Raw genomic sequence first — 24,720 nt, forward strand, 5'->3', positions numbered from 1 at the left:
AAAACAAACCGGTATGTTTCCCGTTGTATTTAATGAAGGAAAAATATCCAGACTTCATGTATTATCCCGTTTATATTTCGTTTACATTCATCCGTTATCGTATCACTTGTCACGAAAAACAAGCAGAGGAGTCAGCTATATGAAAGAACAAACGACCAACCAACGACCCGGATTGGGAAATTGGCGACCTTTTTATCAACTCATCAAGGCAACGAAGCCGTCCAAAATGAAGCTCGGCATCGCCTTGTTTATGAGCATCGCGACGACTGTGGTCAGTCTGGTCATTCCGATGTTTACGAAAGACCTCGTCGACAGCTTCACCCTTTCGACGATCAGCCAGGGGCAAATTGCGCTGTTGATGATTGCTTTCGTCGCGCAAGCCATTGCCAGCGGCTTGTCCATTTACTTGTTGAATCACGTCGGCCAGAGCATTGTGGCTGCGCTGCGTGAGCGCTTGTGGAAAAAACTGCTCGTCCTGCCCGTCGCTTATTATGACAACCATCGCACGGGAGAAACGATCAGCCGGATGACGAACGACACCGGGGTTGTCAGAGGACTGATCAGCGAGCACCTCGCCAACTTTTTTACCGGAATTATCGCCATCATCGGATCGGTGGCAACGCTGTTGTACCTCGATTGGCAAATGACGCTGACGATGCTGATCGCCGTCCCGCTGTCCATCGCGATTCTCGTCCCGTTAGGCCGGCAAATGTACAAAATCTCCAAAGGGCTGCAAGATGAGACAGCGAGCTTTACCACGGTCATGAATCAAGTCTTGTCCGAGGTGCGGCTGGTCAAGGCGCAAAACGCCGAGCCGCATGAGTACGCAGCCGGAAGCCGGGGGATTGGCAACCTGTTCCGTTACGGGCTGAAAGAAGGCCGCGTGCAGGCGATGATCGGGCCGTTGATCTCGTTCGTTTTGATGGTGTTGCTCGTCGTGATCATGGGCTACGGCGGGATGCGCGTTGCGACTGGTGCTCTGAGCGCTGGCGAACTTGTCGCGTTTATTTTGTACCTCGTTCAGATCATCATGCCGCTGGGGCAGTTTACCCAATTTTTTACCCAACTGCAAAAGGCAATGGGCGCAACAGAGCGAATCATAGCTACATTGGAGGAACCGGAGGAAGATCACGAGACAGGTCGCACACTGGAAAATGCAGCGCTGCCGATCCAGCTGGACAAAGTGGGCTTTGCCTACGAAAACGGGGAGCGCATTCTCGATCAGGTCAGCTTCACGATTTCGGCGGGAAAAGTGACGGCGATTGTCGGGCCGAGCGGAAGCGGCAAAACGACGCTGTTCGCCTTGCTGGAACGGTTTTATCAGCCAGCAGAAGGCGAAATTCGCTTGGGACATGATCCGATCGATACGTTTTCGCTGGCATCATGGCGCAGCAAGATCGGCTACGTCTCCCAGGAAAGCCCTTTGATTGCAGGGACGATCCGGGAAAATATTTGCTACGGCATTTCCCGCCCGATTAGCGAAGCAGAACTGAAACAAGCGGCGGCGATGGCGTACGCGGACCAGTTTATTGACGAATTGCCTGATGGCTACGACACTCAAGTAGGAGAGCGAGGCGTCAAGCTGTCGGGAGGACAGCGCCAACGCATCGGGATTGCCCGCGCCCTGCTGCGCGATCCGCAAATTTTGATGCTGGATGAAGCGACCTCAAGCCTCGACAGCAAGTCGGAAATCATCGTTCAGCAAGCATTGCAAAACTTGATGAAGGGGCGCACGACTCTCGTGATTGCCCACCGACTGTCTACCGTGGTGGACGCGGATCAGATCATCTTCCTGGAAAAAGGCAAAATAACCGGAATGGGAACGCACGAACAACTGTTTGAATCGCACGACATGTACAAGGAGCTGGCTAGCCAGCAATTGCTGATGAAGGAGAAGGTGCAGGCGACATGACGAAAATTATGGTAGTGGACGATGATCCGCACATTCGTGAGCTTGTCCGCGTCTTTTTGCGCAACGAGGGCTTCGAGGTCGTGGAAGCGGAAAATGGCGTCGAGGCGCTGAAAAAAATGGAATCGCCCGGTGCCGATCTGGTCATCCTCGATATTATGATGCCGCAGATGGACGGCTGGGAGCTGTGCCGACAATTGCGTGAGCATTACGATACCCCGCTGCTCATGCTGACGGCCAAAGGAGAGACGGCACAAAAAGTCAAAGGCTTCGAACTCGGAACGGACGATTATCTCGTCAAGCCGTTTGAGCCGGCAGAACTGGCTGTGCGGGTAAAAGCGCTGCTCAAGCGCTACAAAATCGCCGCCTCCCACAAAGTACAGGCAGGGCTTTTGCAGTTGGATCGCAAGACGTTCGAGATTGCGTGTCAGGACAAGGCGTGGACGATTCCGTTGAAAGAGTTTGAACTGTTGTTCAAGCTGGCGAGCTATCCGGGGCAGACGATTCCGCGCGAGCAGTTGATCGAGCAAATCTGGGGCTACGATTTTGAAGGCAACGAACGCACCGTCGACGTGCACATCAATCGGCTGCGCGAGCGTTTTCCGGAAGGGGAGTACGGCTTTCGCATCCGCACCGTCCGTGGCCTCGGTTATCGACTGGAGCTGGACAAATGAAACAGCCAAAACAAATGCCGAACCATTTGTCCCATTCCAGTCGCAAGTTTATCGTTCTGAAACTGCTGTTTCTGGTCGGGCTGGTGGCTTTGCTCATCGCCTGCGGGGCTGGGGCGTATTGGGCGACCGGTTTCGTTTTCCACTATGCCGGACTTACGCAGAGCGAATTTATTCGAGCAGTAGTCAGCTCTTTCCTCAGCTTCGTTTTGTTTATTCTCATAGCGTCTGTGATTTCTCGCTTTGTCCGTCCGCGACATCTGGAGCTGTTTCAATTGCTGATCGATGCGTTAAGACGGATTGCCAAAGGAGATTTCAACGTGAATCTGGATTTCAAAGTGGAGCGGGAGTGGGGGCAACTCGTGGCGGGCATCAATCACATGGCGGAGCAATTGCAGGAAATGGAGAACATGCGCCAAGAGTTCATTTCCAATGTCTCGCATGAAATCCAGTCGCCGCTGACTTCGATTCGCGGCTTCGCCCGCGCCCTGCAAAACGACAGCCTGAGCGCCGAAGAGCGTCAACATTACTTGGAGATCATCGAAACGGAAAGCAACCGCTTGTCCAAAATCAGCGACAACTTGTTGAAGCTGACCTCGCTGGAGGGCAAGCATCACCCGTTTGAACGCAAGCGCTATCGTCTCGATCAGCAGTTGCAACAAATCATTTTGGCTTGCGAGCCGCAATGGCTGGACAAAGAAATTGAAATGGAGCTTGATCTGGAAAAGGTGTACATCGTGGCTGACGAGGACATGATGAGCCAGGTGTGGAACAATCTGCTTGCCAACAGCATCAAGTTCACCGAGCCGGGCGGGCAGATTCGCGTCGCACTGCACGAGCAGCAGGGCGCTGTACAGGTGCGCATTTCCGATACGGGGATCGGCATCGCCAAAGAAAATCTCGAACGCATTTTTGAGCGGTTTTTTAAGGAAGACAAGTCGCGCAATCGCACAACAGGCGGAAGCGGTCTTGGACTGTCCATCGTCAAAAAAATTGTGGAGATGCACGAGGCGACCATTTCCGTGGAGAGCGAGCCGGGAAAAGGAACGACTTTTACAGTAGCATGGCCGAGCGAGCAGGCGGACGCTCAAACAGATGGGCAGCCTGGCGCCGAGGAACAGCATCGAAAAAGAAAAAGACCTTGAGAGCCATACATTCTCAAGGTCTTTTTGTCGTGGCATTACGCCCCGATGTATTTGGCGTGCAGCGATCTTGCTACGCTGACCTCATCCGTTCCTTGCACGAGTACGCGCCCGTCCGGGAAGGCGACGAGGGTGTATGCATCGACGTGGAAGCGGAGCAGGAATTTGTTTTGCTCAATTCGGCCCAGTGGAGCGAGCCGTGCTGCGAGAGCGTCCAAATCGAGCGAGACAGCAGCTCCCGGCGAGATTTGCACCGTGTCTCGGCCACAGAGAGAGACTGCCTGTCCGTCCTGTGATTCGGGCTGCAAAAAGGTGTACTCGTGCTTGCCGCAGGTTGGGCAATCGCTGCGGCGGGCATTCGCCACTTTGATTTGCTGGTGGCGGTTTTGCCAGATTTCAAAATGCTCCAGATTCAAGTTGAGGTCGTCTGTTGCGCCGACCAACAGCTTGAACGCTTCGGTAGCTTGATACGAAGCTACGATATGAATGATCGGGCCGATGACGCCCGCTGTATCGCAAGTGGGCATTTCGCCCGGGTTGGGAGCTTCCGGGAACAAACAGCGCAAACATGGCGTGATGCCGGGACGGATCGTGGTAAACGTGCCCGTCGCACTGACAGCACCGCCGTACACCCACGGAATGCCGTGCTTGACGCAGACGTCGTTGACCAGATAGCGCACCTGGAAGTTGTCTGTCGCATCCAGCACCAGATCGACGTCAGAAAGCAATTCCTCGGCGTTATAGGCGGACAGATCGGCGACAATCGGTTCGATGACGACGGATGAATTGATGTTCGACAGCTTGGCGTGGGCTGCAATCGCTTTTGGCAAATGCTCGGCGGCATCTGTCTCGTCGTAGAGCATCTGCCGCTGCAAGTTGCTCGGCTCCACGAAGTCGCGGTCGATCAGGCGGACAAAGCCTACTCCGGCGCGAACCAGATGATTCGACAGCACGGTGCCAAGCGCCCCCATGCCGACGATCGCCACACGGCTTTGTCCGAGCTTCTCCTGCCCGCTGCGTCCGATCGGATGAAACAGGATTTGACGGGAATAGCGTGTATCCAAAGCGACTACTCCTCCTTTCCGTACTCGGAGGCAAGCGGATTCCACGGGCCTTGCTGGTGGCCTTTCCATTCGCTGCCGTCTTCCCACATTTCTTTTTTCCAGATCGGAACGATTTGCTTCAGTCGTTCGATGGCGTAGCGCCCTGCTTCAAAAGACTCGTTGCGGTGCGCAGTAGCGACGGCGACGACGACTGCGATTTCCTCTACAGCCAAGTCTCCGATGCGATGATGCATCGCGACGGTCGCGCCAGGCCAGCGTTCCTTGATCTCGTCCGCGACCTGCTTCATTTTTTCCACTGCCATCGGCTCGTACGCTTCATAGGACAGGTAGACCGTGCGCTGTCCGTGCGTAAATTCGCGCACCGTCCCGACAAAGGTGAGAATCGCGCCTGCGTGCGGGTTGCTCACGAGGCTGACCAGCTTGTCCGCCGAGAGCTTTTCCCGGGTAACGGCAAAAAAGGGCACTTCTTCACCGCCGCTGACTGGAGGCAAAAGAGCGATCTCATCCTGAGCGGAAATGACGCGATCAGGCTGGGCGTATTCGTGATTAATGGAAACAAAACTGCTGCCGAGCAGCGGGGCGAGGACAGGGTACTCTTCCCGGATTGCTTGCAGCAGATCGTGTACAGTAGCGTTTTCTGGCAAAGTCAATTGGATGTCGCGGGCATTGGCGCGTTCGGCCAGTCCGGCAAACAAGAATACGGTAATCGTCAAGGCAATTCCTCACTTCCGCTTGTAAATGACAGTTCTCTATGGCTTGACGATATCACAATCGGAGAGAGATGCCAATGAGCGAAGGGCTGCAAGGTGCACGCTAAAAGGGCTAGGGGGCGAATCCCTCCTGGCTGATTTTGACTTCGTCAGGGGCGAAGACACGCAACAGCCGCTCGTAGACGATCCGATACGCGGAAGGTCCCGCCCATTCCTCTAGTCCCGCTTCGCTGAACAGGGCGGGGATGCCGTTTTTGCTCGTCCGTTTGCCGCCGCTGCCGTCTCCCATATAAAAGTCGTCCAAACAGACGCGCGTGACCAGCGGCCGCAGCAAGTCGGGAAACGCTTCCGTGCTCGGCAAGGCCGGAGCGATCGTCGCCTGGGTCGGGACGCCAGCGGCAGCCAGTCGCTCCAACGCTTTCAGCCGAGCCGCAATCGGCGGGGCCTGCGGCGAAAACAGCTTGCGCATATCCTCCCGGTCGGTTTCCACCGTCATGCTGACCCGTACACGCTCTCCGAGTTGAACGAGCAAATCGATATCGCGTGTGACCAGCGGACTGCGCGTCTGAACGAGCAAAAAGTCGGGTGGATTGTCCGCCATGACTTCCAACAGCGAGCGTGTCACTTTTTCCCGGTACTCCGCAGGCTGATAAGGGTCTGTGCTCGACGACATGAAAATCGTGACCTTGCCTTTTGCCTTTGCTTTGCTCAGCTCTTTGGCAAGCAGCGTGGCTGCTTCGGTTTTGACGTCGACCCACGTGCCCCAGTCCAAACCGCGAAACAGCGAGACAGGCATTTGCCGCACGTAACAGTAAGAACAGGCGAACGAACAGCCTGTATACGGGTTGAGCGAATGCGTGTAATCTGCGAGAAAGCCGCTGCCTTTATTCAGGAGCGACTTCGGTTGTTTGTAAAAGAGCGTGCTTTTCAAGCTAATCCCTTCTTTTACGTAGCGTCGTGGAAAATGATGCCCAGGCTGTACCGCGTGCCTGTCGTGATCGTGCTGACTCCGTGACGCATCGTCGTTTTGTAGTAGCCGCGTGTCCCGGCTACAGGGCGGTAGGAGGTGGGGAAAATCAATCCCGCCCCTTGTTCCAAGGTTATCACATGACCTCTGCTTTGCGCGCGTGGCCGTTGCTCTGTCAGGAGAAATTCCCCGCCGGAAAAGTCTTTTTCCTGCTGATTTAAGACAAACACAACCTGAAACGGAAAAAACAGCTCTCCGTACATATCCTGATGCAGACAATTGTAGCCGCCTGCTTCGTATTTTAAAATCAGCGGCGTCGGCCTGGTCTGTCCGTGCTGGTGACAATGATCGAGAAAATCAGTCAGAGCCGCAGGGAAAGCAGCCGTATGTCCGAGCAGTTGCCCCCAATGATTGGCTACTGGAGCCAGCCGGGGATACAAGCTTGCCCTGAGCTGTTGGACGAGCGGCGGCAGCGGAGCCTGATAGTAGCGATATTCGCCGCTGCCAAAGCGGTAGCGCTCCATCTGGATTGTTTTGCGAAAAAGCGAGTCAGCGGAGTAGCCTGTGATCAACTCCTGACATTCTTCTTCCTTTAATAGGCACGGGAGAGTGGCGTAGCCTTGTGCATCCAACTCATGAACGATCTGCTCCCAGCTTTGCGCGTCGATTCGATTCGCCAACGTGTCAGACATGGACAGCGCTCCGTTTCACGCTCGTTTTCTCCAGCTTGAGCAGCTCTGTTTTCATGGGGAGGCCGCCGCGATAGCCTGTAAGCTTCCCGTCTTTTCCGACCACCCGATGGCACGGAATTGTCAACAACAACGGATTGGCGCCAATCGCTGCGCCCACTGCCCGGACAGCCGCGCTGTTGTTGATATGGGCAGCAATGTCGGAGTAAGAGGCCGTCTGTCCGTACGGAATTTGCTGCAACGCCTGCCAAACCGCTTGTTGAAAAGGAGTGCCCGACAGATCGTGGGCGACTGAAAACTGCTGGCGTTCTCCCTGCAAATACTCGATGATCTCTTTGGCGTACGGAGCCAGCCGAGCCGCATCCTGGACGAGAGCGTATCGGGGTTTGCGCCGCGCTGCCCATTGTGCCAATTCGTCAATGGGGTGGTGATTGGAGCCGACGAAAGCAAGTCCCTTCTCTGTTGCTGCGATGTGCAGACTCCACTCGCCATGTTCTACTTTTGCCCAGTATATGTGCTGATTTTTGTTCATTTTGTTTGCGCCTCCTTAACAGTTGCCAATGTACGCACAGTATACCTTTGTTTTCGCGATTCCGTACGTTTTCGGCAATAAATCAGCAAGATAGTGAAAGCGGTGCGACATGATTTGCCAAAGACAAATCTCGCGGTGTTCCCATTGCTTTTCACAAGCGGCGGGAGTAAGGTAGAAGAAGCAAAGTTGCAAGCGGGTTACGGGATCGTACAAATGGAGGACGAACAGGAACATGAGTGATCAACTGACGCATTTTAATGAACAAAACCGTGCGCGTATGGTGGATGTTTCGGAAAAAGACATCACCAAACGGGAGGCCGTAGCGGAAAGCAAAATCGTCATGAAGCCCGAGACGCTTCAGCGTATTCGCGAAGGGCGGGTAGAGAAGGGGGATGTGCTGGCAGTCGCGCAAGTAGCGGGAGTCATGGCTGCGAAAAAGACGTGGGACATCATTCCGATGTGCCATCCGCTTTCCTTGACCGGGATTGATATTCGCTTCACTTTTGAAAACGAGACGACGCTGGGCCTGGAAGCAAGCGTGCGGACGACCGGAAAAACAGGCGTCGAGATGGAAGCTTTGACAGCGGTAAGCGTTGCTGCTCTTACGGTGTACGACATGTGCAAGGCGATGGACAAAGGCATGGTCATCGGGCCGACCTGTCTGTTGAGCAAATCAGGCGGGAAGAACGGCGATTTTCGTCGGGGAGAGAACTAGATCATGAGACAGAAATGGGAATCCTATCCGAGCAGCATTCGTCTTCTGGCGGTTGCTGCCATCATTTTTTCTACGGGTATGGCATGTATATGGCCGCTCGTCACGATTTACATTCACGATTACTTGGGGAAGCCGCTGCCTGTAGCGGGTTTTTTGCTGTTATTGAACCAGGGCGCGTTTTTGATCGGAAGCATCACGGGTGGCATGCTGTTTGACCGCTGGGGAAGAATGCGGACGATCATAATCGGCTCTGTCGGCATTATTTTGATTACAATCGGTCTTGGACTTACGCACGATTTTACCGTGTATACGATCCTGCTGCTGTTAAACGGGCTGTTCTACGGAACGCTGTCTCCTGTCATGAACGCGCTGGCGGTCGTTTTGTGGCCGGAAGGCGGGCGCAAAGGAATCAACATGATTTACGTCGCGTTGAATGCGGGAGTGGCGGCAGGCTCGGCGCTGGGCGGACTTTTGGCGAGCGTATCGTTTTCCTGGACCTTTTTCGGGAACGCACTCACGCAAATGATCGTTCTCGCCATCTTCGTGATCTTTTTGCCGCGCCATCTGAAAGCGGCGGAGAATCGGCCACTGCCTGCTTCGCCAGCGGGCGAGTCGGACACGAGCAAGACCGATGCTGACGAACAGCTTGGCGCACATGGCGCAGGAGAGCTTCAGCCAACGCGAAAAGTGGTTTGGGGAGCCTTGCTGTTTTTGTGCAGCGGCTTGCTGATCAGCTGGATTGTGTACGTGCAATGGACGACGGTGTTGTCGACCTACATGCAATCTTTGGGCATCTCCTTGCGCCAGTACAGCTTGCTGTGGACGTTGAACGGCGGCTTGATCCTGTTTGGTCAACCGCTGATCGCCTGGGTCATTCGCCGCTTTGCCCGCACGCTGAAAGCGCAAATGCTGCTCGGCTCCTACGTCTTTGCCTTGTCGATGCTGATTTTGTCGCAGTCGACCTCCTATGCGGGCTTCGTCGCCGCGATGTTTATCATGACGTTGGGCGAAATGCTCGTCTGGCCAGCCGTTCCTGCCGTAGCCGCACAAATTACGCCAGCAGGACGGGAAGGCTTTATTCAAGGGCTGATCGCGGGAACAGGCTCGGCAGGGCGGATGCTCGGACCGTTGCTCGGCGCGATCATTTTCCAGCACTTTCAGGCGCAAGGGCTTTTGTACATCATGGCAGGGCTTGCGCTCTTGTCCGTGGCGTTTTTCGCCTTCCACACAACGTTTTTGAATCGCCGTCAAAAGGTGGCTGTGCCAACCGCAGAAAAGATGTAGCGAAAAAAGGCGAGCGCCTGCGGGGAAGCATCTTGACACGCCGAGAGCAGGCAATGTAGTATGAAGAAGATTAAAAACAGTATATTCCGTGTGATTTACTTATGAAGAGAGGCGGAGGGACTGGCCCTATGAAGCCCGGCAGCGGATCTGCGCGTGTAGCGATGCAGATGCTGTGCCAATTCCAGCAGGAGTATTCCTGACAGATAAGGACGTGACCAAGCTGATCTCCCCCTTTTTCTGTACGGAAAAAGGGGGTTTTTGCTGTATGGGCGAAAAGAAAGGAACTGAAGAGAAATGCGTATCCAACCTTCCGACATGATTGACCGGCTGCCAACCCAATTTTTCGCGACGCTGGTAGCGAAAGTAAATAAAGTCATCGCCAACGGGCACGATGTGATCAACCTGGGGCAGGGAAACCCGGACTTGCCGACTCCTCCCCACATTGTAGAAGCGCTGCAAGCACATACAGCCAACCCGCTTCACCACAAGTACCCGCCTTTTTCCGGCCGACTGGAACTGAAGCAGGCTGTTGCGCACTGGTACAAACAACAATTTGACGTAGACCTTGATCCGGAAGAAGAAGTAGCGGTTTTGTTCGGCAGCAAAACAGGACTGGTGGAAATTTGCCAGGTGCTGATGAACGCAGGCGACGTCGCGCTCGTACCGGACCCGGGCTATCCGGATTACTGGTCGGGTGTGGCGGTCGTCAATGGTCGGATGTCGATGATGCCGCTGACAGCAGAAAATCAGTTTTTGCCGGACTACAGCAAAATTCCGCAAGCCGATTTGGATCGGGCCAAGCTGATGTTTTTGAACTATCCGAATAACCCGACAGCGGTGAATGCGCCGTTTGAATTTTACGAGGAAACGATTCAATTTGCCCGCAAGCATGAGATCGTCGTCTGCCACGACTTTGCCTACGGCGCGATCAGCTACGACGGCAAAAAGCCGGTCAGCTTCATGCAGGTGCCAGGGGCAAAAGAGGTCGGTGTCGAGTTTTACACTTTGTCCAAAACGTACAACATGGCTGGCTGGCGCGTAGGGGCGATGGTCGGCAACCGCGAGCTGGTGAGACTGATCAATTTGATTCAGGATCATTATTTCGTCAGCCTGTTCGGTGCTGTGCAAATGGCCGCGGTAACCGCGATGACCGAATCGCAGCAATGCGTTCGGGATTTGGTGGCTGTCTACGAAAGCAGACGCAACGCCTTGTTCTCCAATCTGCACCGCATCGGCTGGCAAGCGCCGCCGTCCCAAGGCTCGTTTTTTGCCTGGCTCCCGGTTCCAGCCGGATTCACTTCCATCGAGTTTTCCGATTTGCTCTTGGAAAAAGCGCATGTCGTCGTTGCTCCCGGTGACGGCTTCGGCCCTACCGGGGAAGGATACGTTCGCGCCGCGCTGTTGTCGAGTGAAGAACGTCTGGCCGAAGCGGTACAGCGCATTGAGAAATTAGGACTGTTTGCCAATACCAAATAGGATGAGAACGGACCGCACTTTCCTACATGAGGAAGTGCGGTTTTTGTTTGGGAATCAGGGGAATAGCAGGAGATTTTCTGGGTAAAATGTAAGGGCCATGCGTTTTGGAAACCAAGACAGGCAAGGCGAATAAAAATCATTCTCACCGTTGACAGATAATGATTTTCATTATAGGATGGTAATGATAATTGATCTCAGCAAGAGCGGGAGGGTACTATGCGCTATCAGATTAACGGTTACACGGACATGTATACGGTGATCGCCAACGAGCGGAAGATCGGTGGAGCCATTGAAGCAGCTCAGGTTCGACTGCGCACGGGAGAGATTTTTGCCAATGCGGTTCTCACTCGTTTGGAAATGTCAGGTGCGCATTTTTGCTCGATCGGATTCGTCACAGAAGAAGGCAAGCGGCTGATTGTGCACGTAGATGATATCAGCATGATCGCAGATGCGCGCCATGTAAATGTATGTGAGCTGACCAATGAATGCATGCGTGCAGAGAAATGCGCGGATCGCTTGAAGCGTTTGAAGCGTCTCTGTGAGCTGAACGAAGGAAGCTGTACGCCGACTTTCCAGGAAGAAGCGCTGCTTTTGGCAGAGGACATCGGACTGGATGAAGCACGCGGACACGTAGACTTGTCTTTCTTGCCGCAAGCAGAAAAGGCTCGTGTTGTTCGCATCGCGTAGAATAGCTATTTGATTTACATAATCGCCCCTTTCCCTTTTACAGCGGAGAGGGGCTTTTTGCGTGCGGGCGTTGATGCTGCAAAAACCGGATGAAGCTCTGGACCGGATAAGGCATGATGTCGTCCTGGCGATAGACGAGGCAAATGTGCCTGCGATTGACGTAGCCGGGCAGTTCGCGAACGATCAGCTCACCAGTTTCGCTTTCGCGCACGACGCTGCGGTACGGCAGGACACTGACGCCCATGTTGTGTTTGGTCGCTTCTTTGATCGTCTCAATCGCCCCCAGCTCCATGCGCACTTGCCAGCGCAGCTGGTTTTCCTGGGCCCAAAGTTCAGCAAGCTCGCGTGAGGTGGAGCCTGCTTCGTGAATGAGAAATGGCTCGGATTGCAAATCAGTCAGCTCGATCACGCTTTTTTGGGCAAGCGGATTTTGCGGAGCGAGAACGAGGCGCAGCTCGTCGGCAAGCAGCGGAATGACATGCAGACCGTCCTGGGGCTGCATGGACAACGAGACAATCGCCAAATCGATCTCAAAATCGCGCAGCAGCTCCATGAGCGGCCGCGCTTTTTTTACGGTCAAAATCGGCAGGACGTGCGGATGCTCCGCCTGAAATGAAGCCAGATAAGGGGGAAGATAGTAGGTGGCAGGCGTATAGCTCGCCCCGATTTTCAGCGTTCCTCTGCCGCCGTGGCGAAACTCCTCCATGACTTGTCCGGCCTCTGTGAGCAAAGTGGACACTCTGCGGGCATAAGGCAAGAGCGCCGCTCCTGCTTCCGTCAGGCGAAAGTGCCGCGGCTGCTTGTAATACAGCTCCACGCCGAGGTCGCTCTCCAGTTTTTTCAGGTGAAAGCTGACGGTTGGCTGCTTGATATGCAAAGCTTCGGCGGCTTCGGTCAGCGACTTGCATTGAGCGGAAACGGCAAATACGCGCAATTGCTGAATATTCATCGAGTCGATCCCTCCGCCACCAGTATAGATACTCTCTATCGTTCCATCAATAAACATAGACGTTATTTAACACAAGCTTAGCATCTCATTTACTTTCCGCTCACACTAATCGCGTAAAGTTGTCGGTAGGAAAAGAAATGGGAGGGAAACGGAATGAACAAGAAAAATCGCAAGCCAAAATGGTCCGTATTGACGCTGCTCGTCTCAACGTCTTTGCTTTTTGCAGGATGTGGACAAGGCTCCACCACTCCGGCAGCATCAGGTACAGACAAAGCGGGCAATCAGCCGGCAGCATCCACAACAACCGGGAGCGCGCCAACAAAAGAAGACAAGTCGAAGGGAGAGCCGCTCGTCGTCTATCTCAATGACTTCGATGAGATCATCGGCCCGATGTTTGAAAAAGAGACAGGCTACAAAGTCAAACTCGTCTCTGGCAACGGAGCAGAAATCATGTCGCGGATCGAAGCGGAAAAAGGCAATCCGCACTGGGATGTCGTCTGGATGGACGCGATGCCGTCGATTCACAAGCTGGGCAAAGACGGACAACTGCTGGAAGGCTGGACGCCGAATAACGCTGCGGGCTTGACAGACTTTGCGGCGAAGCTCGTTCCAGCGAACAAAACGTACTACCCGACAGGTGCACATGCAGCGGGTGTCATCATTGCCAATACGAAACAACTCCCGGCAGACAAAGCTCCGAAATCGTGGAACGATCTGGTCAAGCCGGAGTTTCAAAATATGGTCGGCATGGCGGACCCGGCGGTAGCTGCTCCAGCCTATCCGTTTGTCGCCTGGTTTTTCCAGCAGGAGGGCATGGACAAAGGCAAAGCTTACTTCGATCAGCTGCTGCAAAACGGCGCTCGCGTCTACCCGAAAAATCCGAATGTGGCAAAAGCTTTGACAGGGGGCGAGATCAAACTGGCAGCCCTGCAAGAAAGCAATGCCTACACGCTGAAAAACAAAAAAGAGCCGGTTGAAATCATCTGGCCAGAAGAAGGAGCGCCTGCATCTGTGCGCGTAGCCGGGATTCAGAAGGATACGAAAAACGTGGAAGCAGCGAAAGCGTTTATCGACTTCATTCTCGATCCGAAGGTCCAGCAGCAATTGATCGATCAGGGAGAAGAAAGCTACTTCGAGCCGTCCGCAAAAGGAGCCGTTGCCAAAAAAGACCGGGCTGCCAATGCCAAGCTGGTCGTCGCCGATCCAGAGTGGGCTTCCGAGCATGAAGCGGAAATCAAGCAATGGTTTGCCGACAAAGCGGTAAAGTAAAGCGATGAGATTGCTAGGGACATATGGAAACCGAATGGGCTGGCTCGTGCTGGCCATTCTCTTTTTCCTGATTTTATTGCCGCTTGCTGCTGTCATCATTCAAGTGTTGTTGCCCGGTGTGTTTTTCGGGCAGTGGAACATCGGGGATTTATCGCTGCTGCTGGACGTGTTCACTCGGCCGCTCTGGCTGGCTTCCTTGAAAAATTCCTTATACCTTGGCGTAGGAACGACGGTATTTGCGACAGCGCTCGGCTGCGCACTGGCTATCGTCCGTTCGCGCTGGTCGTTTCAAACGGCAAGGCTGCTCGATCTGGCGGTCTGGGTGTTGCTGATTACGCCATCGTTCATTTTGGCGCAAGGCTGGGTGATGTTTGCTGCGGCAGATGGTCTGGCGAACGCCTGGCTGGGCTGGACCTGGATCACAAGTCTCGTCTTTTCGCCAGAAGGTCTGGTTGTGGTGATGTCGCTCAGCAAATTCCCGCTCGCTTACTTGGCGATTGCGAGTGCGCTGGAATGGAAGGTGGACCGATTGGGAGAGGCAGCCAGATTGTGCGGCGGCTCGCTCTGGACGGTCTGGCGCACGGTGGAGCTGCCGTTATTGCTGCCTGCGATTTGTTCCGGGGCGCTGCTCGTGTTCATGGATACGATCGGCGACTTCGGCTTGCCGGCATCGATCGCTGCTGTCTTCCGTTTTCCGACGCTGCCGTATTCGATTTATTCGGCTCTGTACACGTCGCCCATCCGCTTTGACATGGCGGGAGTGCTGTCGTTTTACCTCGTGCTGCTGATTGTCGCTGCGATGAGCATTCAGTTTTATGTGATGCGCAAGGCGCGGTTTGATGTACTGTCCTCCCGGGCGACCAGACAGGAGCGCAAGACAACAAAGCGGGGCAGCCTGTGGCTGAATATCGGCTGCATCAGCTTTTTGCTGGTCGTCATCGGCATTCCGTTCGGGGCGAACCTGCTCATGTCCATCTCGGATACATCGAGCATGGATCAGGGCTTGCAAGGATTGACTCTGCGTCATTACGAAGAGCTGTTTGCCAATGGAGAGGCTTTGCTGGACGGCTTGCTGCATTCGCTTGGCATCGCCGCTACCGCAGGCATTATCGGACTGATCGTCGGATTTTTCGTCGCCTACGTGCTGACGTATTCGCCGTTCAAATACCGCAGGGCTGTCGACGTTATCTCGCTGGTCTCGCTGGCTGTACCTGGCGTTGTTCTCGGCATTGGCTATATTTTTGTCTGGAATCAGCGTTGGCTCGAACCGATCGGCTTGTTGCTGTACGGAACGCCGTGGATTCTCGCGCTGGCAAGTGTGGCAGGTGCCATCCCGATCATTACGCGGGTCATTGTCGGCGCGATGGCAAAAGTGCCGGGGCAGCTGCTGGCAGCTGCGCAAATGCAGGGAGCAAGCTTCGTCCAGCGCGTGAGGTGGATTTTGCTGCCGTTGATCCGCGGGGCGCTCGTCGCAGCAGGTTTGTCCGCTTTTGGCAGCAGTGTGTTTGATTTGGCGGCGACTTCGATTTTGTTCCCGCCTGATTTTATGACCTTGCCCGTCTTTATTAACAAGGCGTTTGAAGATCTGAAATTCGCTTACGCGGCGGCTTCGACCTTGATGGGCGGCGGTTTGGTCGTCCTGATCATCGTCATTGTCGAGCTGTTGTTTCAGCCGAAAAAATGGAAAGCTGGGAGAGATCATGCTTGAATCCGATACTGGAAGTTCGCGGAGTACACAAATCGTTTGGCAACTATGCTGCCCTGCGCGGAATTGATTTGTCCGTCCAAAAGGGAGAAATCATCAGCGTCCTGGGGCCATCCGGCTGCGGGAAGTCGACTTTGTTGCAAGTCATTGCCGGGCTGACGCAGCCAGATGCGGGAGAAGTGCAACTGCGAGGTGCGCAGGTCGCTTCGCCTACGCGACTGGTGCCCCCGGAAAAGCGCAATATCAACATGGTGTTTCAAGACTACGCCCTGTGGCCGCACATGACGGTCTACGAGAACATCGCTTATGGATTGCAGCGCAAAAAAGCGAAAGCGGATTACATAAAGGCCAAGATTGCCGAGCTTGTCAGCTTGCTGCGTCTCGAAGGACTGGAGCAACGCCTGCCGCCGCAGCTTTCAGGAGGCCAACAGCAGCGTGTGGCGATTGCTCGCGCGCTTGCCACAGAGCCGGATTTGCTTTTGCTGGATGAGCCGCTATCCAATCTCGACATGCGGCTGCGCATCCGCATGCGCACGGAAATGGCTTACTTGTTCCGCCGTCTGGGAACAACCGTCTTTCATGTGACACACGATCCGGATGAAGCGTTTGCCATGGCAGATCGGCTGGTCATCATGAGAGCGGGGGCGATCGATCAGATGGGAGCGCCGCAAGATTGCTACGAGCAGCCAGCGACACGCTCTGCCGCGTCTTTGCTGGGGGCTGGCAATCAGCTGACGGGCACGTTGCGCAAGGCAGCTGGCCGCGACATCGCGCTCATCGGAGAAGCGCTCGTCGAGGGTACAATACCCGCCGCAAAAGGAAGCGGGGATCGCGCTCATGTCCAGTCAGCGCTTGCAGACGGCGAGCAGATTGACCTTTTGTTTCGTCCCGAAGAAGCAGAGTGGGCGCAGCAGCCGGAGGCAAACAGCTTGCCTGTTCGCGTCGTGCACAGCACATACGAGGGCAATCGCTGGCGCATCCTCGGTGAAATCGGCGGAGGACAGACTTTGGCCTTTTTTCACGCGGAGCGACTGGAAAATACGGAACGGGGATACGTCTGCCTGAAGCCATCAGCCGCTTACTTGTTTCCTCATCTGGACGAAAGGTGAGCGAAGTCATGTCACGTATCCTTGCCATTTCAGACATTCACGGGCACGGTGCAGGGGCAAAGCAGCTTCTGGAGCTGGCCCAGTACGATCCGAAAGTCGATCGGCTGTTTCTGCTCGGCGACTATATCGACAAAAGCCCGGAGACGTGGGAGACGCTCTCTTTTGTGCAAGGGCTGCTGCAAGAAGGGGCGGCAGCTGTGCGGGGCAATCTGGAGCAATGGTTTCTCGACCAGCATGCGGCAGGAGAGCAGCCAGAGTCGATCAAGCAAGCCGTTGCCTTTGTCGCCGGATTGCCATTGTACATCGAGTACGGGCCATACTTGTTCGTCCATGCGGGCATTCGCCCGGGAATCGCGCTCGCTGCCCAGCAGCAGGTCGATCTGCTTTCCATTCGCGAGGAGTTTTGGAACAGCCCGTCTCGCTACGAGTGGATCGTCGTCTTTGGTCACACTCCCACCTATCGCATGGGGGTTGCGCCGGGAGACATCTGGGCAGAAGCTGACCGGATCGGCATTGATACCGGGGCGAAGCACGGCGTCAGATTGACGCTGCTCGATCTCACTCACCACAAAAGCTATTCCTGCTCGACCGAGACAAAAGGGGTGTACACAGATTTTCGCACAGCGGACTGGTGCATCGAAAAGTAGGGTCATTGCCTGCGCGAAAAGCGGGCAGTGGCTTTTTTACATGGGAAAACAGCCTGCAACGGCACACTAGGCAGCAGTTAGCGGCATCCTGATCACCTTAGCCGAGGAAGCAGTCGATTGAACAATCGCTCGACATAGCCAAAACCTATCCGCTCATAGCCAGCGGGGATTGGACTTTGCTTATCGACAGTGATAAAACAAGAATAAGCAAAATCAAGGGGGAACGGAACATGGAGTACACATTTTCGAAATCAGTAGATGCATTATCCTCCTCGGCTGTCCGGGAAATCTTGAAGCTGACCCAAGGCAATCAAGTGCTCTCGCTCGCAGGTGGCCTGCCAGCCGAGGATTCTTTTCCCATCCAGGAAATGCGCGAAGCGTTTAATCGGGCATTCGATCTGGGCGCGAAATCGTTGCAATACGGTTTGACAGACGGATATATCCCGCTTCGGGAGTGGGTAGCCTCACGAATGAAGCAAAAACATATGAACGTAGGCTTGGACAATATGCTGTTGACCACCGGCTCCCAGCAGGCCGTCGACTTACTGTGTCGAGTCTATTTGGATGAAGGCGACGTCGTGCTGGTAGAAAATCCAACGTATCTGGCTGCAGTCCAATTGTTCCAGTTCAGGGGGATTCGCGCCATTCCGGTGGAAGGTGATTCGGAAGGGATGGACCTGGAGGATCTGGCGAAAAAGATCGCGCAGTATCGTCCGAAAATGGTCTATGTCATTCCGACTTTTGCGAATCCTACGGGAAAAGTATGGAGCCTCGAACGCCGCCAGGGCTTGCTCGCCCAGTGCAAGGCAAACAACATTCTCATTCTGGAGGACGATCCGTACGGCGAAATCCAGTTTGACGGCGAAGCTTCGTACCGCTCGATTTTCTCGCTCGACGAACATCCGACCAATTCCTGTGTCGTCTATACAAGCACGTTTTCCAAGATCGTTGCTCCTGGTCTGCGCACCGGATGGGCAATCGGCGACCAGCGCGTCATTTCGATGATGGTAAAAGCGAAGCAAGCCGTCGACCTCCAGTCCAGCACCATTGACCAGATCGCGCTGCACGAGTTGCTCTCCCGCTTCGATCTGGAAAGCCACATCGAAAAAATCCGCGCTTCCTACAAAGAGCGCATGGAATGGATGAACGAGCTTTTGCTCGCACAAAGCTGGGATGGCGTGCAGTGGGAAAAGCCGCGCGGAGGCATGTTCCTGTGGGTCAACTTGCCAGCCGATGTGGACGCAGAGAAGCTGTTGGCCCGCTCTGTACAAGAAGGCGTGGCATTCGTGCCAGGCAAGCCGTTTTACGCCGCCGAGCCGCAGCACAACACGATGCGCTTGAACTACACGCTGTTGAACCGCGAAGATACGCAGCTCGCCATCGCAAGACTCGGCAAAGCGTTTACAGAGTACAGCAAAAGTCTCGTGACGCAATAGCGTCCGGGGCGTGTAAGTGAAAAGCAAAAGGATGCAAAAAGACAATCATGCTGCTGAAAAGCTGATTGTCTTTTTTATTGTTAGGACAAAGAAAGCTCTCTTTCGACCCGGTTCAGCCACTCATGGACAAGCTCTGTGAACAGCTTGGGCTGTTCGATTTGCAGATTGTGTCCAGCGCAATCGAGCGCGGCAAAAGAACTGCGCGGATAGTGAGGAAGCAAGCTCCATGCGTCCTGGTAGCCGACGACATGATCCTGCTTGCCTACGACGAACAATCCAGGATGGGGAAAAGGCTGCGTATCAAGCGGGAAAGAGAAGCCGTACGATGTTTTCAGTCGTTCTAAAAAGGGGAAGTCCGCGATGCTGTACCCGCTTATAATCTCTGTTTTGTAGCGGTCCCATGTCTCTTCTGTGGCGACCACAGCCATGGCTTCGAACTCGGCGCGCTCCGACTCTGTCAGCTTGTCCCACAGGCTTTGCTCTTCTACCAAAATGACCTTGTCTGGCAGCGTGCGCTGGCTCATTTTGGGGAAAACACTCGGGCAGATGAACAGGGCGCCTTTGACTTGCTCTCTGCGCTTTTCGATGACTCCACGCGCCAAATAACCTCCGTACGACTCAGCAGCGAGGAGGAACGGTTCGCCTGGCAGTTCACGATCAATCCAGTGCAGAACAGCCTCTAGCATGTCGTCCGTATTTTGCACGCTGTCGTAATTTTTCGTCTTTCCCATACCGGGCAGGTCGATATAGAGTCGGCGAAAGCCTTCGCGCTCAGCAAAAACAGGCTCCATGCAGCCTTTCATGACGTGATGATCGAGCGAAAAACCGTGAAGCATGACAATCGGAACGCCGGAACCGATTTGTTCTTGAAAAAAGTCAATGTTGTGCAGTGACTGAATCATACTGGCTAACACCTCTCCCGCCGATTTTGCGTTCCATAACTAAAAAAGGAACGTTTGTTCTTATTTTAATCTAAGATCTGGAAAAAGCAAGAGGGAAATAGAAAAATATGGAGAAAAAGCCATAAAAAAACGTATCCAAGCGATCAGATCGAATGGATACGTTTTTCGTGTTGGCCGGGATGGTTTGTTTGCGCCATCCGAGGCTGTTTATTCTTCTGTTTCTTCCAATGTGCAGATGGCGCTAGGGCGCTTGATGCGCAGCACTACGCACTCGTATACACGGAACAGGCTGTTCATTTGCTCGTCTCCGAGGAAAGCGGAGTCGAAGTCTTCGGCAATCGCCAGATCGAGGTTGTGGCGGCCTGTAGCCACCAGCACGCCGGAGCGTCCCTTGATCGTAGGCGATTGGTATACGCCGTCTGTCACCAGGTTGCGCACATGCTCGATCTCCAGCACGTTGGTGCCTTTGTGTACGCGGTGCAGGAGGGAGTACAGCTCGGGGGACACGACCAGCGCATAAGGACCGCTGTGACCCATTTTCAAGAGCTTGTTGCGCGCTTCCACGATGTCAGCGAACGCATTGCCGGATTCCATCCAGTCGCTCTTCAGGTGCGTGAGGCGGCCTTTTACATTCATCAGACCAGGCAGATCAAACTCAGCCGCTCCGTTGAAGATCAGGTCGTCTTCCATCAGCGCACCGCCAGCAGCGGCGTTTGCAGCGGCACTCATGTCAAGCGGCATGCCCAGTGTGCGAGCTTGCGCGACATCGCGCCAGTAAAGCATGAAATCTTTGTAAAGAATCGGGATTGTCATGCTTACGCGGCGGCTAGGCTGTGTCATTTCCAGCGATTCGCCGCGCAAGGACAGACCGCCGAAGCGCGATTCATCGTATACGTCATTGGTGATCGTCTGGATACCTTCACCGAGCGGGCCGTAAATATCGATAAAGCGACGTCCCACGAGTTGACGGCGGGCCATGTCGACTACAGTAGCGTCCAGTTGGCTCCATTCTTCATTGGTTAATGGAGAGTCTGGGTATTTGCGAAGCTTGTCCATAGCGTAACCTCCAGGTCATATAAGATCGGTGTTTCCTTAATGTCCTTTCAAACTTCCAACAGTAAGCCCCTTTTTGCCAGGAGCGGCAGTCTTGGCAGGAGCCGCGTGTTTGATGACGGAAGCAACACCGTGAGCAGCCGTTGCAGAAGCTTTCAGGTGATCCACCTGATGAATATCGTGGCCTTCATCGTGGTCGGTCAGGTCAGGATGGGATCCGTCAGAGAACCGTCCGCTGAGCGAAGCCATGATTTCTTTTACTTGCAAGTAGTCGGCGTGAGTTTTTTCGCGCATGCCGTCCAATGTCGTGCGGGTTTCGTCATCTTGAAACTCGTACAGGGAAAGCTCCAGATGCTCGCGGAAATTGTGCAGGCCAAACCGCTCCAGGTTCACATCCGACAGCAACTGAGAAAGCTCGCGGTCGCTCAGCTGGGCAAGCGATTCTTTTCCGGATACGTTTTCCAGGTAAGGAACCAGTTCCTGGAGACGTCCCATGCGCTGTTCTTCTTCTTCCAAAATGTGATGGTAGTACAAGCGGGTGTGCTCGTCCTGTGCAGCGTCGATAATCGGCTGGATGATGCCCATGAAACGATTGATGTAACCTCTGGTGCGATCAAAAATGGCGTGCAGCTGTGTAATTTCTTGCACCCTCCGCCACCTCCTCATTCACGATCTATTTGTTCATTATACAGTTGGAAAAATGAACCGGGCAATACATATGTAGATTTTCGGCGTTTTCTGTTAATAAATGGCACGTTTTGCCGGGAGCACATCGCCTCAAGCCACGCCACGACTGAGGTGGATACGTTTAGTTTTGGATTTTTACAAAAAAGTTATCATGGAGAGTATTGTCAAAGCTAATTGGGAATGATAATATTTATCAATAATAGTGATATTCATTATCAATTAGAAAACAGAGAACCAGAACATACATCGACACTCACCCATTTTAAGGAGGAAAACATTATGTCATCCATTTTAGTCATTGGCGGAGATCGCCTTGGTAATATCGTAGATTTGCTGCACGGACAAGGGTTTAAAGATATTCATCACGTAACGGGGCGCAAAAGCTCCCAAACAGGCGTGAAAATTCCTGCGGGCATTCATATGATTCTCGTTTTGACCGACTTCGTCAATCACAACCTCGCGAAAACCGTGAAAAACCAGGCGAAGGATCGTGAGCTGCCAATCGTATTCTGCAAGCGCTCGTGTTCGGCGATTGCCAAAGCTTTCGATTTGACGGCGTAAATACATACCCGTTCAGGTGGACAGACTAACGCATGAGTCTGATACCAACGGAGGAATGGCGCATGGAGCAAAATCGTTTAAGCGAACTGCCTATTGCGCAGCTGACGGCCGTGCAGCTGCAACAGTTGAAACAGGCAGAGGAACAACTCAATTCAGAAGGCGAGAATGTGTACCTGATCGCATTTGAGAAGCAATCCCCGTCATCGTAGACGGGGTTTTTTTATTTTCCCAATATCTGCTTCTCCGCTTATTTGAAAACATACTGCTCAAGCTGCGTTTTCAGTGCGTCAATCCCGATGGCAAAGCCCAGGCATTGGCTGGACTGGATGATAAAGGCGTTCAGCCCCACGACCTCGCCATTCAGATTGATAAGTGGCCCACCACTGTTGCCGGGGTTGATGGCGGCATCGGTTTGGAAAATCTCTTCATACATTCGTTTTGCCACCTGGAGGCGACGGTTTTTTGCGCTGATAATTCCGGCGGTTACGGAATTTTCCAATCCGAGCGGGGAACCGCCTGTGTACATAGCGACAAAAACTACCAAAAGACCAGTTGTTGCAACTGAATCGTCCGGCCGTGTGCGTTCCTGCCGGGAGCTTCGGCTGCTTCCACGCGTTTGACGAGTGCCGTCATGAGCATGCGGCGCTCTTCATCGCTGGCATGGGACCAGAGGAGCGGCCAATTGGTCAGTTGGTTGCAGGGCGGGAAGGCAGCTTTGGCAAAAGACGGAGGTGGATCAGGGAACAGAGCGTCAGCTTCTTTGGCGAGAGCAGCGATTTTCAGCCGAAATGCTTCGAGGGTGAGCAGTCCTTCCTCGTAAGCTGCTTCCCAGCGCCGCAATTTGAGCGCTCGCCTCTGTTCCCGCGCTTCTGCATCTGCAAAAGGGACCACGGAAGAAAGCGAGGCCCGGACTTCTTCCAAAGCAGCACGCGCTTCGTGCGAATAGCTCATCAGCTCGGAGAGGATGGCCTGCTCCAGACGGTCTTCCCGGATGGCAGGGGCGTCGCAGCGGCCAGCCTGCTTGTTTTTGCATACATAATAACGATGGACGTAACGTTTTCCCGCGCTCTTGGTGTTGGCTGTCTTGCCGCGCATGGGGGAGTGGCACAGGGAGCAGTAGAGCAAACCGGAAAAGCAAAAGGTGGAGCCAAGGACACGCGGGTGGAGCGAGCTGCGCGCAGCCATTTTTTGCTGAATGCGCATGAAAAGGTCTTTGTCGATAATCGCCGGATGGGCGGCCTCTTCCACGATCCATTGATCCGGCGAGTTTTGGCGCTGAAGCCCGTCGGTGTAATTCCAGCGCAGTGCCCCGTGATACACCGGATTTTTCAGCAGGCGCAGGACAGAACTTGCCCCCCAGCTTGCGCCGTTTTTCCCGCGAAGTCCTTGGCGATTTGCCCACTCCGCAATCTGCCGCGGCGACTCGCCTTTCTCATAGCGCTCAAACATTTCGCGGACGCCAGCCGCCTCCACATGCTGAATGGTCAACGCCCCGTCCACCAGCTCGTAGCCAAAAGGCGGGGGGCCGCCTGGCCGTTTTCGTTCCTTCGCCATCTGCTCCATGCCGAGCTTGACTCGCTCCGCCAAATTTTCCCGCTCCCACTGGGCGAGCGCCGCCACCAGCGTAATGAACAGTCGGCCGATGGCGGTAGTCGTATCGTACACCTCTGTGCAGCTTTTGAAGCGCACGTCATACTTTTCAAACTCCTGGAGAAGCCGATACAGATCCAGCACAGAGCGGGTGAGGCGATCGAGACGATAGACGAGGACGACATCGGTCTTCCCTTCGCGGATATCTTTCAGCATCCGTTTCAGTTCAGGGCGGTTCGTATCTTTGGCGCTCACGCCTTCTTCCGCGTAGATGGCGGCAACCTCCCACCCTTGTGAGTGGACGTAAGCCAACAGTTTTTCCCGCTGGGCCGGGATTGAAAATCCTTCACGTGCCTGGTCTTCGGTGCTGACGCGCATGTAGACAGCCGTTCGCATCGGATTTCCTCCCATCAACTGAGGTTGCTAGAGTCTACAGCAAAATAGCGCTTTGTATGCCTGGACAGATTGGAAAACTTGGATTTTTTGCGCACAAAAAAACCCCGCTTATCCTGATTGGACAAGTGGGGCTGCGCTACATCCATTTTTGTCCCCATTCGTGAATGGATTCAATGACTGGACGCAGATCTCTTCCTTTTTCTGTCAATTCATACTCGATGCGCACAGGAATTTCCGGGTATACTTTTCGTTCCAAAATTCCCAGCTCCTCCAGTTCCTTCAGTCGCTCCGAAAGCATTTTGTCGCTCATGTGCGGAACCATCTCGCGAATATCTTTGAAGCGAACAGCGCCGCGAAGCAAAACGTGGATGATCAAACCTGTCCAGCGCTTGCCGAGGACATTGATGGCGCATTCGTACTTGGGACACATGTGCTCGCCAGCAAATTCTTGACTCATGTTGGTGTCACCTCTATACAGCATGGTTATGTTAACGCTTATTGTAGCAGATAAACTTGAAAAAAGTAAGTAACGAAGTGTTTGGCATGTGCTTATCTATGTTTGCCATACCG

At 54.1% G+C, this 24,720-nt stretch carries 26 protein-coding genes and 1 riboswitch; of the genes, 14 read left to right on the forward strand and 12 right to left on the reverse strand.

Annotated features, from left to right (window positions below; translation table 11 throughout):
• The first annotated feature begins 139 nt into the window (after positions 1–139).
• Genes EDM60_RS10780 through EDM60_RS10790 form a run of 3 tightly spaced genes read left to right on the forward strand, consistent with a single transcriptional unit; the run spans position 140 to position 3,725 of the window.
• The gene (locus tag EDM60_RS10780) at positions 140–1,912 is read left to right on the forward strand and encodes an ABC transporter ATP-binding protein (RefSeq protein ID WP_122963988.1); all 1,773 of its coding nucleotides are present in this window, start codon (positions 140–142) and stop codon (positions 1,910–1,912) included.
• On the forward strand, positions 1,909–2,583 hold the full coding sequence (locus EDM60_RS10785) for a response regulator transcription factor (protein ID WP_122963989.1): 675 nt from the start codon (positions 1,909–1,911) through the stop codon (positions 2,581–2,583). The genes EDM60_RS10780 and EDM60_RS10785 overlap by 4 nt, the downstream gene beginning before the upstream one ends.
• Positions 2,580–3,725, forward strand: a complete 1,146-nt coding sequence (locus EDM60_RS10790; RefSeq protein WP_122963990.1) for a sensor histidine kinase — start codon at positions 2,580–2,582, stop codon at positions 3,723–3,725. Before EDM60_RS10785 ends, EDM60_RS10790 begins: the two co-directional genes overlap by 4 nt.
• A 35-nt stretch (positions 3,726–3,760) precedes the next feature.
• Here EDM60_RS10790 and EDM60_RS10795 read toward each other — a convergent pair whose 3' ends face one another.
• The 5 genes from EDM60_RS10795 to EDM60_RS10815 all read right to left on the reverse strand — a co-directional run bounded on the left by EDM60_RS10795 (position 3,761) and on the right by EDM60_RS10815 (position 7,684).
• Positions 3,761–4,786 carry a ThiF family adenylyltransferase gene (locus EDM60_RS10795; RefSeq protein WP_122963991.1) on the reverse strand — a complete coding sequence of 342 codons (1,026 nt, stop codon included), beginning with the start codon at positions 4,784–4,786 and terminating at the stop codon, positions 3,761–3,763.
• A gap of 5 nt (positions 4,787–4,791) precedes the next feature.
• Positions 4,792–5,499 (reverse strand): molybdenum cofactor biosynthesis protein, encoded by a 708-nt coding sequence (locus EDM60_RS10800; protein ID WP_122963992.1) that lies wholly within the window; start codon positions 5,497–5,499, stop codon positions 4,792–4,794.
• Positions 5,500–5,608: 109 nt separating this feature from the next.
• A complete protein-coding gene (locus EDM60_RS10805) occupies positions 5,609–6,427 on the reverse strand; it encodes an SPL family radical SAM protein (protein WP_122963993.1) in 819 nt (272 codons plus the stop codon).
• 14 nt (positions 6,428–6,441) lie between these two features.
• Positions 6,442–7,155, reverse strand: coding sequence for a 2OG-Fe(II) oxygenase (locus tag EDM60_RS10810; RefSeq protein ID WP_122963994.1), 714 nt, complete (start codon positions 7,153–7,155; stop codon positions 6,442–6,444).
• The gene (locus tag EDM60_RS10815) at positions 7,148–7,684 is read right to left on the reverse strand and encodes a methylated-DNA--[protein]-cysteine S-methyltransferase (RefSeq protein ID WP_122963995.1); all 537 of its coding nucleotides are present in this window, start codon (positions 7,682–7,684) and stop codon (positions 7,148–7,150) included. The genes EDM60_RS10810 and EDM60_RS10815 overlap by 8 nt, the downstream gene beginning before the upstream one ends.
• Positions 7,685–7,916: 232 nt before the next feature.
• Between EDM60_RS10815 and moaC the strand changes: the two genes are divergently transcribed.
• From moaC to EDM60_RS10835, 4 genes are all read left to right on the forward strand, one after another.
• Positions 7,917–8,399: a cyclic pyranopterin monophosphate synthase MoaC gene (moaC, locus tag EDM60_RS10820; protein WP_063228098.1), complete on the forward strand. Its 483-nt coding sequence runs from the start codon at positions 7,917–7,919 to the stop codon at positions 8,397–8,399.
• 3 nt (positions 8,400–8,402) lie between these two features.
• Positions 8,403–9,683: an MDR family MFS transporter gene (locus EDM60_RS10825; RefSeq protein ID WP_122963996.1), complete on the forward strand. Its 1,281-nt coding sequence runs from the start codon at positions 8,403–8,405 to the stop codon at positions 9,681–9,683.
• A 96-nt stretch (positions 9,684–9,779) separates the two neighbouring features.
• Positions 9,780–9,893, forward strand: a riboswitch (SAM riboswitch).
• A gap of 84 nt (positions 9,894–9,977) precedes the next feature.
• Positions 9,978–11,159, forward strand: coding sequence for a pyridoxal phosphate-dependent aminotransferase (locus tag EDM60_RS10830; protein WP_122963997.1), 1,182 nt, complete (start codon positions 9,978–9,980; stop codon positions 11,157–11,159).
• Between the two features lie 216 nt (positions 11,160–11,375).
• Positions 11,376–11,846 carry a hypothetical protein gene (locus EDM60_RS10835; RefSeq protein ID WP_122963998.1) on the forward strand — a complete coding sequence of 157 codons (471 nt, stop codon included), beginning with the start codon at positions 11,376–11,378 and terminating at the stop codon, positions 11,844–11,846.
• A gap of 37 nt (positions 11,847–11,883) precedes the next feature.
• Here the strand turns inward: EDM60_RS10835 and EDM60_RS29095 are convergent, their stop codons facing one another.
• The gene (locus EDM60_RS29095; RefSeq protein ID WP_233454101.1) at positions 11,884–12,795 is read right to left on the reverse strand and encodes a LysR family transcriptional regulator; all 912 of its coding nucleotides are present in this window, start codon (positions 12,793–12,795) and stop codon (positions 11,884–11,886) included.
• Between the two features lie 153 nt (positions 12,796–12,948).
• On the opposite strand from EDM60_RS29095, the gene EDM60_RS10850 reads away from it, so the two are divergent.
• The 5 genes from EDM60_RS10850 to EDM60_RS10870 all read left to right on the forward strand — a co-directional run bounded on the left by EDM60_RS10850 (position 12,949) and on the right by EDM60_RS10870 (position 18,961).
• On the forward strand, positions 12,949–14,064 hold the full coding sequence (locus EDM60_RS10850) for an extracellular solute-binding protein (protein ID WP_122964000.1): 1,116 nt from the start codon (positions 12,949–12,951) through the stop codon (positions 14,062–14,064).
• Positions 14,065–14,068: 4 nt separating this feature from the next.
• On the forward strand, positions 14,069–15,772 hold the full coding sequence (locus EDM60_RS10855; protein WP_122964001.1) for an ABC transporter permease: 1,704 nt from the start codon (positions 14,069–14,071) through the stop codon (positions 15,770–15,772).
• Entirely contained in the window at positions 15,769–16,878 is a 1,110-nt protein-coding gene (locus tag EDM60_RS10860) for an ABC transporter ATP-binding protein (protein ID WP_122964002.1), read from the forward strand. The genes EDM60_RS10855 and EDM60_RS10860 overlap by 4 nt, the downstream gene beginning before the upstream one ends.
• An 8-nt stretch (positions 16,879–16,886) precedes the next feature.
• On the forward strand, positions 16,887–17,525 hold the full coding sequence (locus EDM60_RS10865; RefSeq protein ID WP_122964003.1) for a metallophosphoesterase: 639 nt from the start codon (positions 16,887–16,889) through the stop codon (positions 17,523–17,525).
• Between the two features lie 230 nt (positions 17,526–17,755).
• A complete protein-coding gene (locus EDM60_RS10870) occupies positions 17,756–18,961 on the forward strand; it encodes an aminotransferase-like domain-containing protein (RefSeq protein WP_122964004.1) in 1,206 nt (401 codons plus the stop codon).
• An 80-nt stretch (positions 18,962–19,041) separates the two neighbouring features.
• On the opposite strand, the gene EDM60_RS10875 is transcribed toward EDM60_RS10870, so the two are convergent.
• The 3 genes from EDM60_RS10875 to EDM60_RS10885 all read right to left on the reverse strand — a co-directional run bounded on the left by EDM60_RS10875 (position 19,042) and on the right by EDM60_RS10885 (position 21,564).
• Positions 19,042–19,863: an alpha/beta fold hydrolase gene (locus EDM60_RS10875; RefSeq protein ID WP_122964005.1), complete on the reverse strand. Its 822-nt coding sequence runs from the start codon at positions 19,861–19,863 to the stop codon at positions 19,042–19,044.
• Between the two features lie 207 nt (positions 19,864–20,070).
• Positions 20,071–20,919 carry a family 1 encapsulin nanocompartment shell protein gene (locus EDM60_RS10880; RefSeq protein ID WP_063228109.1) on the reverse strand — a complete coding sequence of 283 codons (849 nt, stop codon included), beginning with the start codon at positions 20,917–20,919 and terminating at the stop codon, positions 20,071–20,073.
• A 36-nt stretch (positions 20,920–20,955) separates the two neighbouring features.
• A complete protein-coding gene (locus EDM60_RS10885) occupies positions 20,956–21,564 on the reverse strand; it encodes an IMEF encapsulin system ferritin-like cargo protein (protein ID WP_122964006.1) in 609 nt (202 codons plus the stop codon).
• A gap of 318 nt (positions 21,565–21,882) precedes the next feature.
• On the opposite strand from EDM60_RS10885, the gene EDM60_RS10890 reads away from it, so the two are divergent.
• Both EDM60_RS10890 and EDM60_RS28540 read left to right on the forward strand, forming a co-directional pair.
• Positions 21,883–22,164 (forward strand): DUF2325 domain-containing protein, encoded by a 282-nt coding sequence (locus EDM60_RS10890; protein ID WP_005828113.1) that lies wholly within the window; start codon positions 21,883–21,885, stop codon positions 22,162–22,164.
• A 32-nt stretch (positions 22,165–22,196) separates the two neighbouring features.
• On the forward strand, positions 22,197–22,373 hold the full coding sequence (locus EDM60_RS28540; RefSeq protein ID WP_157128119.1) for a hypothetical protein: 177 nt from the start codon (positions 22,197–22,199) through the stop codon (positions 22,371–22,373).
• Between the two features lie 38 nt (positions 22,374–22,411).
• Here EDM60_RS28540 and EDM60_RS10895 read toward each other — a convergent pair whose 3' ends face one another.
• The 3 genes from EDM60_RS10895 to EDM60_RS10905 form a co-directional block, all read right to left on the reverse strand.
• Entirely contained in the window at positions 22,412–22,690 is a 279-nt protein-coding gene (locus EDM60_RS10895; RefSeq protein WP_122964007.1) for a S1C family serine protease, read from the reverse strand.
• Positions 22,691–22,701: 11 nt separating this feature from the next.
• Positions 22,702–24,150: a recombinase family protein gene (locus EDM60_RS10900; protein ID WP_122964008.1), complete on the reverse strand. Its 1,449-nt coding sequence runs from the start codon at positions 24,148–24,150 to the stop codon at positions 22,702–22,704.
• A gap of 136 nt (positions 24,151–24,286) precedes the next feature.
• Positions 24,287–24,607 (reverse strand): winged helix-turn-helix transcriptional regulator, encoded by a 321-nt coding sequence (locus EDM60_RS10905; protein ID WP_005828119.1) that lies wholly within the window; start codon positions 24,605–24,607, stop codon positions 24,287–24,289.
• Positions 24,608–24,720 lie beyond the last annotated feature (113 nt).

Origin of the sequence: Brevibacillus parabrevis (assembly GCF_003710905.1) — a bacterium.
In the GTDB taxonomy this organism is placed as follows: Bacteria; Bacillota; Bacilli; order Brevibacillales; family Brevibacillaceae; genus Brevibacillus; species Brevibacillus parabrevis.